This window comes from Paraburkholderia caribensis (genome assembly GCF_002902945.1).
GTDB classification, from domain to species: domain Bacteria; phylum Pseudomonadota; class Gammaproteobacteria; order Burkholderiales; family Burkholderiaceae; genus Paraburkholderia; species Paraburkholderia caribensis.
Genome location: NZ_CP026104.1, coordinates 425,584 through 442,481 on the forward strand (window position 1 = coordinate 425,584; position 16,898 = coordinate 442,481).

Genomic DNA, 16,898 nt, shown 5'->3' on the forward strand with positions numbered 1-16,898 from the left:
GAGATGTAAGCAGCCCCGTGTCGGGGCGACGCGAAGAAATGCCAGCAAGGCGGGAAATGCAGGGGTGTACGGGTGTGTACTGCAAGACGCGCGAAAGCCGCACTGGGCTTTCGCCAGGATTACTTCGCCCGATGGCGTGCCTTGGGCTCCGGCGCATAGGCCGACAACATCACGCGGGAGAAGGCATCGAAGAACAGCTTCAATTTGTCGAAGCCGCCGGTGCCTTGCGTAAATACAGAAGAGCTGTTCACGATATTGATCAGCAGGAACGCGAGATCCTCTCGCGGCGTGTCGTCGCGCAGTTCGCCGTTATGCCAGGCGGTGTCGACTGCAAGCCGGATGCCTTCGTGAATCGACGAGGTGAACGATGCGAGATTCTCGCGCGCGTTATCGCTCAGCACGTCGCTCTCGAGGCGCAATCGACCGATCAGGCTCCAGGATTGAGTACCTTGATCACCCTTGTTGAAGCGCCGGTAACGCTCGAAGTTATAGTCGACCACCTTTTGCAGCTTTTCCTGCAAGGTGGTGGTCTGATCAAGCCAGATGCGCAGATGCCGACTCCGCGCCTGCGCCACGTAGTCGGCCACGACCTCGTCCACGAGACCCTGCTTGTTGCCGAAGTGGTAGTGAATATTGGTGGTCGTGACCCCGAGCCGGGTCGCAATATCGCCGAAGCTGGTCCCGTTAAAGCCGCGGCTGATCAGCAGTTCAGTGGCGACCTGCTTGATCTTTTCGCGCATCTCGGAACGTGCTGCAACGGGCGCCTTCGGCGTCCGCTTTTTTTGCGTTGCAGCTTGAATCCCGCCTTCGGCTTCGCTTTCCGTACTGTTTCCCATCCTTGCTGCTGCCCCTTCTGATCAGAGTCCACGCACAGCATGCTACCGCATCCGGGCACGCTACGCGGCACCGATCACACCTGCACGAGTAATAGCGTTTCGCCTTCCTGTACAACTTCCTTGCGGCCGTTTATGACTTTCATCGCGAGTGTCACAATGCCGCGATCACTGCGCCTGGTGACGCGTTTGGCCTGAATCCGCACCTCGACATGGATCCGGTCTCCAATGAGTAGGGGTGCGCGGAACGACCAGTTCCAGCTTAACGTTGCGATTCCTTTAAGCCGAACGGGGCAACGTGTTTTCAGGCCATCAGCGAGAGACAAACCCAGCAGCCCGTGCGCTATCCGGCTAGGGAAACCCGCTGCCTGCGCAAATTCGTCGTCCATGTGAACGTCGAACAGGTCACCGGACAGGCCGGCAAATCCCACCACATGCGCTTCAGTGACAGTAACACCACTCGTCTGATAAGTATCGTCGATCTGCAAGTCGTTGAATCCATACTCGCCTGGCACGAGCACTCGCGCTGGTTTCTGGTCTTCCGCCTGGTTTGCCATGTCCATCACTGTCACCGTATTCATTCATTGCGAAGCACGATCATACCTTATTTACTAGTAAGGCAATATTGTGACCTCCGTTCAGGCGAGCAGATTCAGGCTTCGTGCTGCTCCACGAACGATCGATCTATGGCGTCAAGTGGGCAACGAATGTCTCAGCGCAAACGGCCGCGGTGGCCGGATTATCTGTGCCTCTCGTTCGACAGGTTTCGGACTATTGCAGCCGTTCCGATGGCAGAGTTGTCCGCTCACTGAACGGCCGATAATGGCCGATCGCGCGCGCGCTGACTTGGCCGTTAGCTGTCGTTCAAAACATGCCCGGGCGCGAGCGGCAGCATTGTGGCGCCACAGTTCAGCGGGTGGAACCGGCCAGGGTCCGTCCCCCGGTGCGCCCCTCGGACACTCCAAGGACAACCGCATGGAAAACCCGACGATCTGGCGCAACGCCAATGGGGCGCTCGCCCCGACGCCGATCCTTAAACGAAGTGATTTCTCGACTTTCTGAAGAGCGACCCTAGCGCCTCAATCACGAGACCGACGGATGGGTTCGTTGATCGCACTGACACCCAGCCGCTCTTCCGTGCCCGAATTCTATTGTGCCGGGTCAACAAGAACCTTCATTTTTCGTCCTGCTCGCAGTTCCTCAAACCCTTCTGCAAGCACATTCGCCAACGGCACGGTTTCCACCCAACCTGTCGTCCGGTAGTGCCCGCGCTCCATCAAATCGATCACGCTCCTGTAGTCCTTGCCTGTATAGCAGAGCGTTCCCTGTATGCGCCGCTCACGCATAACGGTCTCCAGCAAGGGTGTCAGCATCGGCTTGTCGTAGATCGCAACACTCACAAGGGTCCGATGTTCTCCCAACGATTTCAGCGCGGTCGCAACAGCTCCGGGAACACCGGCGGCGTCGTACGCCGCATCGACGCCTTCACCGTTGGTTCTGTCCGCGACAAGCGACGGCACGTCGACGCTAGCCGGGTCGATGGTGCGCGCGCCTAGCCCTTCGATTGCCTTGCGCCGGGTCGCCGACGGCTCGACCACGTCGATCTCGGTTACGCCCATACCGCGCAATGCGAACCACAGACCAATCCCAATCGGACCCGCGCCGAAAATCAGCGTGCGACTCTGGTCGTTCACGTCACCGAGCGTAGCGGCGTGATAGGCAACCGCCATCGGTTCGACCAGCGCGCCCATTTCGACGGGAACGTCCCCAGGAAGCTTGTGAACCATATGACTCGGCACGACCGCATATTCCGCCATGCCGCCATCGGACGAGAGTCCCTGGAAGCCCACGCACCTACACACGTTATAGAATCCGGATCGACACGGCCTGCACGTGCCACAACGAATAACTGGTTCGATCGCGACGTTATCGCCTTCCCGTATGCCCGTGACGTCGGCCCCGACCTCCACGACAGTTCCGGAGAACTCATGCCCGATCACAACGGGCAACGTTCTACCAGTGAGTGGATGCGGCTCAGTCTTTGGAATCAGAACTGGACCGTCGAAGTATTCGTGAATGTCGGTGCCACAGATCCCGTTTCGACTCACCTTGATCTTTACTTCCCCTTTGGATGGAAACGGCTCGGGAACATCGTCAATGGCGATCTGGCGATTACCGTAGTAAACAGCAGCTTTCATAGTGAACGACTCCTTCTGTTAAATGCAGAATTCACGTCGCGGTTCATCATGCAACGCGCGTTACCCACAGATGAGTGAAGCTCAAGCAGCGAGGTCATTCACGGCCTTCTTTCTGGAAAGACCATAGAATTCGAAATTATCGACATAAATCAGCATTACGAAATTGAGCAGGTCGACCCAGGTAAGCGGATCACCACCAAAGCCCGGTACGATTTCCGCTCAAGAAGTACGGAGACGGCAAGCCATCGGGTGTAGATTTCAAAAGAAATCAAACCCAATCCCCAACAAACCGATGCGCGTATTACCCGGTTCGTGAACATGCTGAACCGGTTTGGCCAGTTTCCCGCGACGTTGGCCCAGAAGATCAGCCAGAAAGCAATCCAGACACCCAATTGCGCGGGCCAGATTGGGAATGACATGCCGAGCTTTTCGATAGCGCTCGATGGCATGAGAACCCACTTCAGCAACCCGAGATGGACTGAATAGAGTGCTGTTCCCAGTACGAAATTGCCTGCCAGTGCTGCAAGCGCTGTGTAGCTTTTCCGTCCCAGCATGCTCCATGGCCAGTTGTCGAAAATGAGGTACGTGGTTAGCCAGGCGACGATAACGGAATAGAACCAGCCGATCGCGACGGGCAAGGTAAGCAGAGGCGCGTGAGGTGAAGAAGTTGTCGTCAGGTTCGGGCATATCAGCAAAAAATAACCGAGTCCTGTGAGGCAACAACCGCTCGCCAGTTGTGCAACACTGCCTGCGACAGGCTTCACGCCGCTATCGGACCACGGCCATCCAGACATGCCTGTCGCCAGAATGCCGAAACCGTAAAAGCCGATCAGCACGATAAGGCCGGCCGCACTGTACCCAGCACCGCCCACTGCAGTAAATGCAGGGTCCAATGCGCCATAACCATAAGCAAGAATATTCGGCAAAGGAATGCAAGTGCGACGGTAGCGACTGTCGTGATGCATCCCCAGACAGGTTGTCTGAATGCAGAAAACCCCGCCATGCCGAAGTTAAACCCGATAAAGACAAGTACCAGAGTGCCCCAGAACAAATACATGCCGAAGGGCTGCGGCGAGTACTTCCAGACGGCCAGTTTGGCGTCGACGAACAGACGCCATATGCACAGGCTGATGACGTGCACAACCACAAACACTGCAACCGAGAACGCAAGAGGATTGAGGACGAATCCCGCTGGCGCAACAGGACGTTCCTCTTGCGCAGCCATGTTCGAACTGATGGGTTCCATGATCGGCGTATCCAATACGATAAGAGCCCGATCGAATGGCGCGCGGGCGTTACGATAATCAGTCGCGCGCGTGGAAATCGGACGTAAAGAGCCCCGGCCGCGTCGATCGACGTGGCGCTATGGAGCGAACGGGCGTCGGCCGGAGACGGGACGATCCGGCCGGTTACGAGACCCCCAGTGCGCTATCGGTAGACCAGTCCTCCGTCGATCAACGGTGCCTGTCCGGTCATGTAATCGGAGTCAGGGCCTGCGAGGTAAGAAACCAGTCCGGCCACATCGTCTGGTGTTTCCGCACGACCCAGCGCGATACCCTCGACATATTTCTTGTAGGTTTCGCCGACGGGCATGCCCGTTATTTCCGCCATCCGCGTGTCTATCTCGACCCACATGTCCGTTCCGACCACACCCGGACAATAGGCATTGACCGTGATCCCATCACTCGCTAACTCTCTCGCGGCCGCTTGCGTCAACGCTCGTACCGCGAACTTCGTTGCGCAATAAACGCCAAGCAGCGCGAACGCATCATGACCCGCGATCGAAGCTGCATTGATGATTTTTCCCTTCTTTTTAAGCGCCTTGAATTTCTTCGCGGCGGCCTGAATACCCCACAACACGCCTTCGACGTTGACCTTCAGAATCCGCTCCACCTCTGCAGGCGTGACATCGAGAATCGCCTGTACCTGAGCGATCCCTGCGTTGTTGACCATGATGTCGAAGCGACCCAGTTCTTTTTCCGCATGATCGACTGCGGCATAAATGTCGTTGCGCTTCGACACGTCGGCCACATAGGTGGTGACCCGTCGGCCGAGATCGCGGATCTCACCAGCAACCGACTGCAATTTCTCTGCATTGATGTCGACCAGCGCAAGGTCCGCACCATCCTTCGCGAGGCGCACTGCAATACCACGGCCGATACCTTGTCCAGCGCCGGTGACGAGCGCCACCTTCGTATGAATAGTCATCGCATTTCCTTCGAGAAGTTTGAACCGGCAGCCAGATTTTTAGCTTCAACACAAATGGACTGCCGGCCCGCTGCTTTCGGCATGCGCGGAACTCACTGCTGTTCCGCCATGCCTTTCGCCCCGTGAAAGAATTGTTATGCAAGCTTGCTTGAACACCGTGACCTACGTTCAGCGCCAGACGTCCGCTTCGCGTTACGACAGGTGATGCACTTCCTGCAACCCGAATACCGGAGTCGGAATGCCTTCCATGCGTGCTTTCAGTTGCAGTGACAGATACTGCGAGTAGTGACGCGACTGATGCAGATTGCCGCCGTGAAACCACAACGCTTCCTGCTGCGTCGGCTTCCACATGTTGCGCTGCTCGCCTTCCCATGGGCCTGGGTCTTTCGTCGTCGCGGAGCCGAGGCCCCACACCTTGCCTACCTTGTCGGCCACTTCGCGAGAGATCAGATCGGCGGCCCAGCCGTTCATCGATCCATAACCCGTTGCATAGACAACGAGGTCCGCGGGCAACTCGGTTCCGTCCGACAGCAGTACCGAACGCGCTTTCAGCTCCACCACGTCGACGCGGCTTTTCAGCTTGATCTTGCCGTCCGCGACGAGGTCGGACGCGCCGACATCGATGTAATAGCCCGAGCCGCGCCGCAGATACTTCATGAAGAGACCCGAGCCATCGTCGCCGAAATCGAGCATGAAGCCCGCGCGTTCGAGACGTGCATAAAACCCGGCGTCGAGTTCGCGGATCTTCTCGTAGACGGGAATCTGGAACTCGTGAAGGATCTTGTACGGCAACGACGCAAAAGTCATGTCGGCTTTCCATGTCGTCATGCCCGAGGCGACCGCGCGCTCCGAGTAAAGACCGCCGAGTGCATGCTCCATCAGCGATTCCGACTTCACGATATGCGTCGACGAGCGCTGCACCATGGTGACGTCCACGCCCGCTTCCCACAGCGCGCCGCAGATGTCGTGCGACGAATTATTCGCACCGATCACCACGACTTTCTTGCCGCGATACGCGTCCGGTCCCGGATGCTGCGACGAATGTTGCTGCTCGCCCTCGAATACATCCTGCCCTTTGAATGCGGGAATATTCGGCTTGCCCGACATGCCCGTCGCGAGCACGAGTTGTTTGGGACGCAGCGTGAGCGTTTCGCCACCGCGCTCGACTTCAACTACCCATTCTTTCGCGGTCTCGTCATAGCGCGCCGATTTGCAGGTGGTGGCGCTCCAGTAGTTCAGTTCCATCACCTTCGTGTACATCTCGAGCCAGTCGCCCACTTTGTCCTTCGGTGTGAAAACCGGCCAGTTGTCGGGAAATGGCAGATACGGCATGTGGTCGTACCAGACGGGATCGTGCAGGCACAAGGTCTTGTAGCGCTTGCGCCATGCATCGCCCGGCTTGTCGTTCTTGTCGATGATGATGGTCGGCACGTTCAGTTGCCTCAAGCGCGCACCGAGCGCGATGCCGCCCTGCCCGCCACCAACAATCAAACAATACGGCTGCGTCGTCACACCCAGCGTTTCATTTTCGACCTCGCGACGCTCCTTCCAGCTCGTCCGGTCCTTGCGCGCGCCGTGCTCCGCGCCCATCGGACGCCTGAAATTCTTCGGTTCTTCGTGGCCTTTCAATTCGCTCATCACGGTGAGCAGCGTCCAGATACGACCGTTCTTCAGGCGGATGAAACCATTGCCGCGTGCGACGCCCGTCTCGAACGTGATCCACGCCTGAGCGAATCCATCCGCTTCGGTTTCGGGTTCACCCACGGCGACGCGGAAATTCGATGCATCAGCGCTATCCAGCTGCGCTTCCAGCATCGAAGCGATCTGTTCCCGGCCTTCCATGGTCTTGATGTTCCAGGTGAAACTCACGAGGTCGCGCCAGTAACAATCAGGCTGAAACAGTTCGACGACGGCGGGAATGTCCCGTTTCGCAAGCGCGATGTTAAGGCGCTCGAGCACGTCTGCTACGGTGGATCTGGAATTGACTTCGGCCACGGTTACTCCTCCATAAAAACGGATGGTCAATACAGTGCTAAAGGCAGGTTGTGTGCCCCGTGGAACGGGCCCACAAAAGCGGCGTGATCAGCGTCGGTGCGGCGGGACGATGTTGTGTTTTGCAATACGCCGGTAGAGGGTCGCCCGCGATATGCCGAGGAGCTTCGCTGCTTCGACGGGATGCCATTTGGCCGTCGTCAGCGCGTTGACGATTCGTCGACGTTCGTTCGTATCGGCTTCGCCTGCGGGCGCCGGGAGAGAACCGGTGATGGCGTCTGCTGCGCCATGCCGGTGGTGCGGCGTATGAAGTACCGGCGGGCGCACCCGCGCAAAAAGCGGCTCGCCACTCCCTACGAGCCGCAACGTGATGAAGTCGTACCCCATGCGGGCATCGAGAAGCCGTAAGGCGCGAATATCGAAGAGTTCAGACACGTCGCACGGCATGTGCTCGAGTCCGGGCACGCATTCCTTCGCCCGGCGGTTCGCGGCAACCGCGCGGGCGCGCTCGTCGAAGGCGATCAAAATCTCGGGCTGCGTCTCCACGAAGTGGCGATTGCGATGCGCGAGTATCACCCAGCGGTGCGTCGTGGCATGCAGAAAATAGCTGTTTTCGATCAGCACCGCGCTTTGTCGCACGATGTGGTTCACGAGACGCTGGCTGTCGCGGTCGTCCGGCGACCGTACGGCCGATGCGTCCAGCACGCCGATCAGTTCGCCGGAAAGACCGAAGATCGGCGACGCGCTGCAGGTCAGCGTCGTGAACGCGGCGCGAAAGTGGTCGACCTTGTGCACCGTGATGGGTTCGTGGTCGAGCAGCACGGTCGCGACGCCGCAGGTGCCTTCCTCACGCTCGGACCAGCACGAACCAGGGTACAGGCCCGCGCGCTTGAACGCGTTGCGCCGGTCAGGGTCGACGCGGTAGTCGATCGTCACGCCCGCCGCATCGGTCAGCATCACGCAGTAGTCGGCTTCGCGCACCATCTCATGCAGTTGCGACAGACACTGCCCGGAGGCTCGCAGTACCGGTTCCTCGCGTTGCCGGACGTCGCGTAGCTCCGTCGTGGTGAGGATACGGGGCCCAATCGTGGCGCCTGGATCGAGATGATATTGCTCGAGCGAACGCCGGTACGACGAGATGAGTCGTGGCGATGCACTCTCGCCCGGGCGCAACGTACGCGCCTCGATCGCATTGCGAACGCGTTCGATATGTCGAGTCTGCGGAACATAGGGCATGTCGAGTCTCCGGCGGTCCGATGGCGTCGCGCCCATCACGATACTGCGCGACGCATCGATACTTCGTTGGTTATTGCGTTGTACCACGCGTGTTCGCGGAGATCACACTGCAATGCACCATCTATGTCATTGAGACGTCTGTCTCAGTCGACTGGCCCGCCCGGCCGCTCTCACGCGGTTGCCCCGGAGCAAGTCTCATGCACGTTGTGCTAGCGTAGCCGTTCCCGTGCGGACGTCGCGTCCATTGGTAACAGCACTGTCTTCGAGAGGGGGCGTCTTGGGGCGCACCGCGCTGCCCGGACCTCGCTTCGAGCTCATGTGTGTCGTCAACTGCCACGTTTGATGCCTTATTGTGGGCCGTTTTTCCGGCGTGGCGTCGGAGCCGTCCCGGTCCGGTGCACGGCATATTTCCAGCCTACTGCGATGAGCTGACCGTGGCTGCCATGCCTAACCGGAGTCAGATATTTGCGGGGCGTGGCGGACCGCCCTTTCTGTGCGAATCGTCGTCCCCAGGTGCATGCGGCGTCACGATCTAGATCAAACGCCCAAAGGTTTCCGCGGGACAGTGATCCAACGCTTTCCATGTCAGCAATTTCGTTGGAATTTCAATCAACGTCCAGAAATGAAGGGGTAGATACCACGACTATGAACCCCTCCATTCCGGCCAAGGCTGTTCATTTTTGCAGGAGACAGATTTTCAGAGAACGTCGCCTGAAACCCCGCAATTGAGACATGTTCTCTTTACTTCGCAATCCTTATCTAATTGTGTACGCGCTTCTGCGTGCGAGTGGACGCAATCTTGCGCGGGTTTTTCGCCACGGCTCAGCATAGCGCCCGAGCCACCGCATATAGCATCCCTTCTCCACGGCTCCTTCGCTCAGCTCAATTCCACCGTCGACCGCTACTTCGACCGGACCGGTTCTAGGCTCAACGTTGAGCCGAATCGTGGACGACGTGACGGTCGCCGCGAGGCAGGAGACATGTCGACACAACGTGCCCGGCCGGCTCGGCGGAATGGACACCCTGCTCTCACGGCTTGGCGGTAACACATTGACCGAGAGGTTTATCTTCATTGAACCGACGTACGGTGCGAAGAACGACTTCCGCAACGGCAATTCGATGCATCCCGCCGGCGATGTCCGCAGTGGTGAAGCGCTGGTCAAGCAGCTGTGCGACGCTATCAGCACATCGGGTCTCTGGCCCAGCAGCGTACAGTCGATCGTCTTCGATGAGCACGGTGGCTTCTTTGACCATGTGATACCTCCGAGTGCCGAGCCGCCCGGGTCTGCCGAGAACGGCCGCCTGAAGACACACAATTTCGCCTTTGACAGGCTGGGCGCGCGCGTACCCGCCATTGTCGCGCCTCCCCCTTTGTTCCGGCCGGCACCATTGACCATTCCCGGTACGACCACACGTCGATTCTGAAAACGACGGACAAACTGCTCGGGCCCAACGGGGAACTCGACCTGACCGCGCGCGTGCGTGCTGCGGACGACTTCGCGAAGATGTTGAGTCTTCCCGCACCTCGCACCGACGTCCGAAAATGTCCGTCACCCGTCGCGGCGGGTGGTGATCCTCGATCTACGAGCGAAGGCTCTCCTTGAGCGAAGGACCCCTTCCTGCCGCTGTGCGCACACCACTAGAGCCCGCGTGCCTCGAGCAGCAATGCCTGATTCGAGCCACGGGCTCGCGCGATACGCCGTCCGATTCACATCGGTACTGGAGGCGCCTGAGAGTCAGATATTTTCAGAAAGCGCTGCAAAACACGGTGCCCCCGAACAATGCGCACAAGCCCGCTTATCGAGCGGGCTCTTTTTACGAGCCAGTGCGCGGGCAATCCGTCTCGCGTTGTCGCGTTGTCGCGTTGTCGCGTTGTCGCGTTGTCGCGTTGTCGCGTTGTCGCGTTGTCGCGTTGTCGCGTTGTCGCGTTCATCAGCGTCACATCGGTCCAGCTTCGATGACACGACGATCATGTGTTGCTCTGGTCTTCCCGGCGGGTGGAGTGGAAAAAAGAAGCTAGTGCTCGCCCAAGGGCTGAGAGGGATCCATCCGCCGGTGAAGAATCCGGATAACGTCGACCAGGTTATCGGTCTCCTTGAAAAACAAGATGTGCGTGCCGACCAGCACACTGCGGTAACCAGACCGGACATGGAAGGCGGCCGGACTTGGCCGTGTGCCATCAGTCAATCCAATGATGGTGTCCTGGATCATGCGGATATAACGCTCCGCCTGCCGGATCCACCAGTTTTCTGCCTAAGAGTCCCAGATATCATCGGGGTCCAGCTCGGCCACCGTCGAAAGAACAAACTGCTTCACGGCGCAGACTCTCTCTTGCGTGCGAGAAACGCGTCGAAGTCAAACGGCAGGGACGGGCCCGTGCGCTCGCCCTTCTGCAGTTCGACGCGGAAGGCATCGAGTTTGGCTCCCTGTTCCTCCAGCACGCGCAAGTCGGCCCCAACCACGTCGCTCGCCGTGTTGTAGCGCCCGGCCCGCACGCGGTCTTCGACAAACTCGACGAAGTGGTTGCCGAGGGAAACGACAGCAACGGGGGCGCAACAACTTCGCTGCGCCCTCCCCACGGTGGAAGGATTTTACAAATTACGTATCAATCACTACATCTTCGCGAATGATTGCGTGATCCGGCCATGCGAGGCGCACTGATGAGGCGTCGATACGCCACGCCCTTTAATTTTCGTGAAACATCCGACAAACAACTCGAATTAGATGCGCTAAATCAATGATCTAAAAACGCTAGCTTTCGATACCGGATGTTTCACGGGCGCCGGGAGCAAGCTACGGACGGTTTGACATTACCGCCCGGTAATGTTGAAAACAGACTGGGTGTAGGGCCTTTGACATCACGGCTCCACATTGTTGAATCGATTCTGATATGACTCAGCGATGAATCACCAAATCGTGAAGCTCCCGCTGTGCGAGGACACGTTGGACGTCGAAAACGACCTCGACGAAGAAGTCGTCGGTCGCTGGCTTGGGTCCGCGGACCGCTCATCGGGCCAAACCCAGCAGATCGTCACCGCTCTCTTCGACTGGCTAGGCGACGTCGGCTTCCTGCAACTCATTCCGGCTTGATCCAGCCGGTCGACGCGGTTCCGAAAAGCAGTCCCGCTTTCTATCGCCCGAGCATACGACTTTGATCCGTGCGGCCATTGCGGCCCGTCCCGACGCGACCCGTGAAGTTCGTACGTCTGCGGCGCGAGATACGTTTGCGGTCGACGTGTTCGTACTGACCGGGCTTGCGTACCACGGGCGGTACGCTGCCCGATGGCTAATGTGCGCATCGAGCCCCTGCCCGCGCAACTGAAATGTGAGTTCCCGGATTTGTGAGAGGCGCGGTGGGTACCGCGCGACGAGTTCGCGCTTTCGCTGCCGGCCGTGCGGTCTTCCGCATGGAGCGCGGCGGCGGCAGGGTTTCCGATGGGGTCAGTGGAAAGGCCTGCGCGATCGTAAGACCGTACGGAAGCTAGTGCGCAACTTGTGCGAAGATGCAATCGCGTTCGCCCGCGTGCAGCAGCGGCATGACGAGGCCGAGCGACTGAACGCTTCTTCAACGCATTGGCTGGGACATTCGTACGCAAATGCGCTGGCGCGCGGCGCTGGGTAAAGGACAGGACACGCGCTGCGCTCGACAAATGGGCCATGGCGACCTCCGCACTTTCCAGCAGTACGTCGACGATGAGCCGCTGCGCCGCGCGGACCTCACGGGGCTTGCATGGGCGCGCACGGCCTGACGGCGCTGCTCAGCTTCCACCATGCACCCTCCTGCCCCGCGCGCGAGAGTATCAGACAACTGACACTTAAGTGACAGTTGGAGGGGGGCCCGGGCCGCCGATCCGGTGCGAACTATCAGTTTTCTGTCACTAAAGTGTCAGTTCGCGCGACGAGCGACTCATCCCCACAGACCATGACTTTTCCGGCTACTCAAAGTCGCGGTACTGCTTTTCGAGCCTTGCTTGGCGGGCCATTGACCGAATGCAACTGCGCGCTTACACGTCGTCCCACAAACCATGACTTTTCGCGCCAACATTCAGCAAATCACTCGCCTCTCCTCACGGGGCCTTCGTACTGGGGTTGAGTTAGACCCCGGCTAAAGACTTTATGGCGCGAGGCGTTGCATCGGACTCGTCGACTCAACTTCAGAATATAAGCTCCTAGCTCGGTTCCCCCTGCCCGCGATTATCGGACAGTTGAAAGAGAATGGCAGCGCCTCGACCGTCCGAGTTCAACTTGCTCCTTTCAATGCGCACTTCGCCACGAGGTTTCTCAGCCCTCTCGGCTCATGCTTCGGCAGTCACTTTACTCGTGCGAGTAAGCCTTCTGCAGTATCTCAAAGTGCCCTCTCTAGGAACTCATTCGGTGTTGCTTGGTTTCCTGAGTCTATACGGCAACGGTCGCTCAACGGAAGACCCCCTCACTATTTTGGCTGCCGATGCGGTTGCGTGTCATTCGGAGCGAATATTCACTGCACTCACTATGGAGTGGGGGCCGCCCCTTGACGAGACACCCGACGCCGCTGTCGTAATCGGGCCCGCGTCAGCACCCATCGCTGTGCTCGTTGTACGACCTGACAACGACGTGGACCTCATTGCGGCCCAGTTCGCGCAGCCGCTTGTGAAGTCGAACCGCCGTTGGCGTGTGGCCAAACGTACCTGACAGCAACAGCGTAGTGATCGCGCCTTTGCAGCCCGTAACCGCATTCGCGACTGCGCAGTCGTATGGACGATGTGAACCCTTGAAACGCGCAAGAGCACGACGCCTGAGACGTTTCTCGAACCTCAATCCGTCTTTTCGATCAGGACCTTTGCAGCAAGATCGACGAGGCCGGCGGGCATGCCCGTGATCAAGTCCGGCCCCCTCCTCGCCGCGCACAATCGCCTTTTAAAGGGGACATGACCGTATAACAACCGTCGAGCAAGCCGGCAGCGACTAACTCGCACATCTTTCTGTCGCGGGTGACCGCAATGGTTGCGGAAAGGCATTCCCGCAGTGAAATTACGAGTGACTTGTCAGGAGGAAGCGGGCCAGGAATGAAAACGGCCCCGTCAGTTTGTTGACGGGGCCGCTTTTCATTCAGAGACGTTTGCCGGTGCGCACATTATCGCCTCTACTCTGGCGACCATTTTTGTAACTATATGATTTTTATAGATTTCCAAATTGGATGAATCGTCGAAGCTTTCCCCATTCGAGCTAAGTGATTGAAATTATTCGAAATCCAAATTGGATGCTGATTTTTCTTCCGCGTCCAGCTCCTTCCGAATGAATTGCGCTATCCGTTCACCCCACTCCGCAGCCTTGGCATCCCCATCTTTCCCAGCGAAACGCAGCCCGATGACACCACTGCGGATCGACACATCACAGAACTTCCTCTTTCCGATAGTGATCGTTGTGGCAACCGACTGAGGCCCCTTCGGGCGCGCAGGTGTCGCCAAACTCAAAGCTCGCTCTTGCGTCATCTCTTCGGAATCGACAAGCGTCTTAATCGCCTCTGTAACTTTAAGTTCGTGTCCCTGCTGTGCCAAAGCCGCGAACTTCGCAGCGGCAGTCCCCCCTAGCCTGTGCGGCTTCGATGCAATCAACTCCTTCGCGGCCGCAGGAAGATTGTCGAAAGAAAGTATCCGGGCAACGTGACTTTGTGCGAGACCGGAAGCGCGAATGATGTCAGCCTGAGTGAGCCCCAAATTTTGCTGGATTCGTTGAAATTGCCGATATTTCTCGAAATCAGGAAGCGACGGTGCGAGCAGATTCGAGAACGCTGCTCCAAGCTCGACCTCGGCGTCAGTGCCCACAAAGGGAACACCGCGAATTTTCGTCCGTCCCAGATCATCACGGTAGATCGCGACCCGGTTACTCCCGGAAATTATCTCGTTGCGCCCGTCCCCCAGCGGCCGATAAACGATCGGGTGAACGAGGGGATTTGCTTCGAGATTCGCACGCAGTTCCGCATACTCTTGCTGCGACAAAACGCGTCGACGACCTGGGACTTCGATTAGTGTCGAAATCTCAACTTCTTCCGAATCTTTTGTCCCGCCGGCCTCCAATTCTTCGATACGCTTGATGGCAGCCTGAAGCTCCTTTTCCTTTTCCGCCAGCAATGGAAGGGACGCCATCAATTGGCCAGGAGCCGTCTTCGGACGGCCCGGAGTGTCGTCATTACTCTTTTGAGGGCGCGGCGACGTTCCAATCGTTGCAGCCTTTGCGGCAAGACGGTCTTTGATACTCATTCTGCCTCCTGATTTGCGTGCCATAGTGCAACAAGTTGCTGGTCAACGATCTCCGCAAATCGATCGTATGCCTCGCGTGCGCGCTGATAAGTTTTAAGGCTTCCTTGGTACCGAGATATGTCGTACACCGTGCCAAATTCCGCTGCGGCTGTTTGGGTAACCGCCGTCGTAGGAATTTCGATTGGAAGTACGAGACCCTCATAGGTCTTGTTAATCCAGTCTCGAACGATTGGCGTGGCCGCTTGACTCTGGTCCACTTTCGCTAAGAGCACGTGAATGAAATCGAAGCTCTTGACGAGTTCAGGAGCAACTTGTTGCATGCTTTCGGAAAGGTCCGAAAACAAGTTCCAAAATTGCGTCGACGATGCATAATCCAAGGCACTTGGTGGTGTAGGGACAATCAGTCCGTCGGCCGCCATGAAGGCATTAATCGTCAGATAGGAAAGGGCAGGAGGCGTATCGATGATGACGACGTCGTAGTCGCTTAATAGCGGCTCAAGCCCCTTGTTCAGAACATTCCAGAATTGGAATGACTGATCCTTAGACTGTTTGAATGGAAGGAAAAACTCTGCACCAAACAGTGCGGCACTCGCCGGCACAAGGTCTACCCCGTCCCAATACGTCGACTGCACCGCATACTGAAGATCCTCTTCATCACCGTATATCAACGGCAGTACCGTGTCCTCATCAGATACCTCGCTGTCGGCAAGAATTCCATGTAGCGCCGACAGTGACGCCTGTGGGTCAAGGTCAACTAAAAGAACTTTGCGGCCGAATAACGACAGGCCCTGCGCCAACGTCATAGCGGTTGTGGTCTTGCTAACCCCGCCTTTGAAGTTACCGATCGCAATTTTCTTACCCTTTATCCCCGCTGGACGCTTCGAATACGGACCGATGCGATCAATCCAAACTCGCGCCTCGGAAAGGGTAAATTCTCTGCTGCGACTGTGTCGGAGCGTACCTTGAGGTAGATCGGATTCGGTTCGTGACAAATAATGCATCCGTTGTCTGTCGATTCGACACAGATCACCAACCTGAGCTGTCGTAAAAGTGGGAGGATTCTTGCGAGGGTGGGGCGCCAGCATGCTTTCTCGAACGTCGACGAGCATGCCGCTGGCATTCTCTGCGATAGCCTTGATAGCGCTGAGCGGCATTGGCTTAGGCGCGTGCTTCAGTTTTATGGACATCTGCGGCTTTTCAGCCCGCCGAACTGCTGTGTTCATCAATGGCTCCCTTAGCGATGTAACGTCGCCTGTCACATGTGCGATTCAACACTTAGAGCTGAAAACCGCAATGGATGTTGAATTTTGCGGAAGCTTATTGGTTAACCGTTTGAAGTGCAAGATATTTGTGCTTGTGTCACTTGCCGAGAGCCTTATTGGCCGGGCCCCTCCCTGATATTCATAGAAATCACCTTACGTCAGCTGGGAACCTCGAACAACCGCCCTCACGTCGGTTTCAACTAGGTCTTCTGCTTTCAAGGACAACAACACTGTTTGTTGTTCCTTTAAGAAACAAAGACTTTAAAAACGTTTACGTACGCGCGAGCCTTATCTGGTAAGGGCTTGCTGGCTATTAGGTCAGGTTTTATGGGGCGATAGGTCAGGCTTTGTGGGGTAAACCGCCAATCTTCGGTCATCCTCCATGGGACGACAGGTTAGGGTTTATGGGATTAGGTCAGGGTCTATGGGGGCATCACCCGTACGCCCATAGATAATTGATTTATCTCGCTAATTTTCGCGCTCGAACTCCTGCGGTCATGGTTTATGGGGCAAAGGTGGGGGTCCGTGGGGAAGAGGGTAGTGCCTCCCCATAAACCATGACCTTCGAGCATTGCGCGATCATCCAAACGCACGCGAGCAATGTTGGTCAATTCGCCCTCCAAATAGGCCCCCATCACCTCGCCACCCCCATAAACCCCGACTTCTCAGGAGTAACGAAGGCACATTTTCAAGCGACCCACAAACCATGACCTTCGAGACGGCGTACCCCAGAAAGCTCCCCATAAACCATGACCTTTCGGCCTCGCCGACGCGTTCCCCATAAAACACGACCTTTCGTTTCCCTCAAAAGGCACCGGACAAGTCAGGGTTTATGGGGAAGAGCAGTCAATGGCTTGAGTAAAGTCAGTATCGGTTAAGTTGCCAGCATGACTTTTAGCTTCTAGAATCCCGAAAGCTATCGGAGAGAGC

Annotated in this window: 14 protein-coding genes; 2 read left to right on the forward strand and 12 right to left on the reverse strand. The window is 57.5% G+C overall.

What is annotated here, in order from left to right:
• Window positions 1-119: 119 nt before the first annotated feature.
• The 8 genes from C2L66_RS40440 to C2L66_RS40470 form a co-directional block, all read right to left on the reverse strand.
• On the reverse strand, window positions 120-740 hold the full coding sequence (locus C2L66_RS40440) for a TetR/AcrR family transcriptional regulator (protein WP_060611366.1): 621 nt from the start codon (window positions 738-740) through the stop codon (window positions 120-122).
• A gap of 170 nt (window positions 741-910) precedes the next feature.
• Window positions 911-1,396, reverse strand: a complete 486-nt coding sequence (locus C2L66_RS40445) for a MaoC/PaaZ C-terminal domain-containing protein (RefSeq protein WP_233445135.1) — start codon at window positions 1,394-1,396, stop codon at window positions 911-913.
• A gap of 585 nt (window positions 1,397-1,981) precedes the next feature.
• The gene (locus C2L66_RS40450; protein ID WP_060611299.1) at window positions 1,982-3,031 is read right to left on the reverse strand and encodes a 2,3-butanediol dehydrogenase; all 1,050 of its coding nucleotides are present in this window, start codon (window positions 3,029-3,031) and stop codon (window positions 1,982-1,984) included.
• A gap of 155 nt (window positions 3,032-3,186) precedes the next feature.
• Window positions 3,187-3,867, reverse strand: a complete 681-nt coding sequence (locus tag C2L66_RS42115) for a hypothetical protein (RefSeq protein WP_233445136.1) — start codon at window positions 3,865-3,867, stop codon at window positions 3,187-3,189.
• Window positions 3,861-4,277, reverse strand: coding sequence for a hypothetical protein (locus tag C2L66_RS42120; RefSeq protein WP_233445137.1), 417 nt, complete (start codon window positions 4,275-4,277; stop codon window positions 3,861-3,863). Before C2L66_RS42120 ends, C2L66_RS42115 begins: the two co-directional genes overlap by 7 nt.
• 182 nt (window positions 4,278-4,459) lie before the next feature.
• Window positions 4,460-5,239 carry an acetoin reductase gene (locus C2L66_RS40460; RefSeq protein WP_060611301.1) on the reverse strand — a complete coding sequence of 260 codons (780 nt, stop codon included), beginning with the start codon at window positions 5,237-5,239 and terminating at the stop codon, window positions 4,460-4,462.
• Between the two features lie 192 nt (window positions 5,240-5,431).
• Entirely contained in the window at window positions 5,432-7,234 is a 1,803-nt protein-coding gene (locus C2L66_RS40465) for an NAD(P)/FAD-dependent oxidoreductase (RefSeq protein WP_060611304.1), read from the reverse strand.
• A gap of 87 nt (window positions 7,235-7,321) precedes the next feature.
• On the reverse strand, window positions 7,322-8,467 hold the full coding sequence (locus tag C2L66_RS40470; RefSeq protein WP_060611368.1) for a GAF domain-containing protein: 1,146 nt from the start codon (window positions 8,465-8,467) through the stop codon (window positions 7,322-7,324).
• 945 nt (window positions 8,468-9,412) lie between these two features.
• Here C2L66_RS40470 and C2L66_RS40475 point away from each other — a divergent pair.
• The gene (locus C2L66_RS40475; protein WP_148654685.1) at window positions 9,413-9,892 is read left to right on the forward strand and encodes an alkaline phosphatase family protein; all 480 of its coding nucleotides are present in this window, start codon (window positions 9,413-9,415) and stop codon (window positions 9,890-9,892) included.
• A 591-nt stretch (window positions 9,893-10,483) separates the two neighbouring features.
• On the opposite strand, the gene C2L66_RS40480 is transcribed toward C2L66_RS40475, so the two are convergent.
• Both C2L66_RS40480 and C2L66_RS40485 read right to left on the reverse strand, forming a co-directional pair.
• Window positions 10,484-10,705, reverse strand: coding sequence for a type II toxin-antitoxin system RelE/ParE family toxin (locus C2L66_RS40480; protein ID WP_267894180.1), 222 nt, complete (start codon window positions 10,703-10,705; stop codon window positions 10,484-10,486).
• Between the two features lie 74 nt (window positions 10,706-10,779).
• The gene (locus tag C2L66_RS40485) at window positions 10,780-11,046 is read right to left on the reverse strand and encodes a type II toxin-antitoxin system ParD family antitoxin (protein WP_060611308.1); all 267 of its coding nucleotides are present in this window, start codon (window positions 11,044-11,046) and stop codon (window positions 10,780-10,782) included.
• Between the two features lie 322 nt (window positions 11,047-11,368).
• Between C2L66_RS40485 and C2L66_RS40490 the strand changes: the two genes are divergently transcribed.
• Window positions 11,369-11,557: a hypothetical protein gene (locus tag C2L66_RS40490; RefSeq protein WP_060611310.1), complete on the forward strand. Its 189-nt coding sequence runs from the start codon at window positions 11,369-11,371 to the stop codon at window positions 11,555-11,557.
• A gap of 2,129 nt (window positions 11,558-13,686) precedes the next feature.
• Here the strand turns inward: C2L66_RS40490 and C2L66_RS40500 are convergent.
• Window positions 13,687-14,706, reverse strand: coding sequence for a ParB/RepB/Spo0J family partition protein (locus tag C2L66_RS40500; protein WP_063803424.1), 1,020 nt, complete (start codon window positions 14,704-14,706; stop codon window positions 13,687-13,689).
• Complete coding sequence (locus tag C2L66_RS40505) at window positions 14,703-15,929, reverse strand: ParA family protein (protein ID WP_082670619.1); 1,227 nt, start codon at window positions 15,927-15,929, stop codon at window positions 14,703-14,705. The genes C2L66_RS40500 and C2L66_RS40505 overlap by 4 nt, the downstream gene beginning before the upstream one ends.
• Window positions 15,930-16,898: the final 969 nt, after the last annotated feature.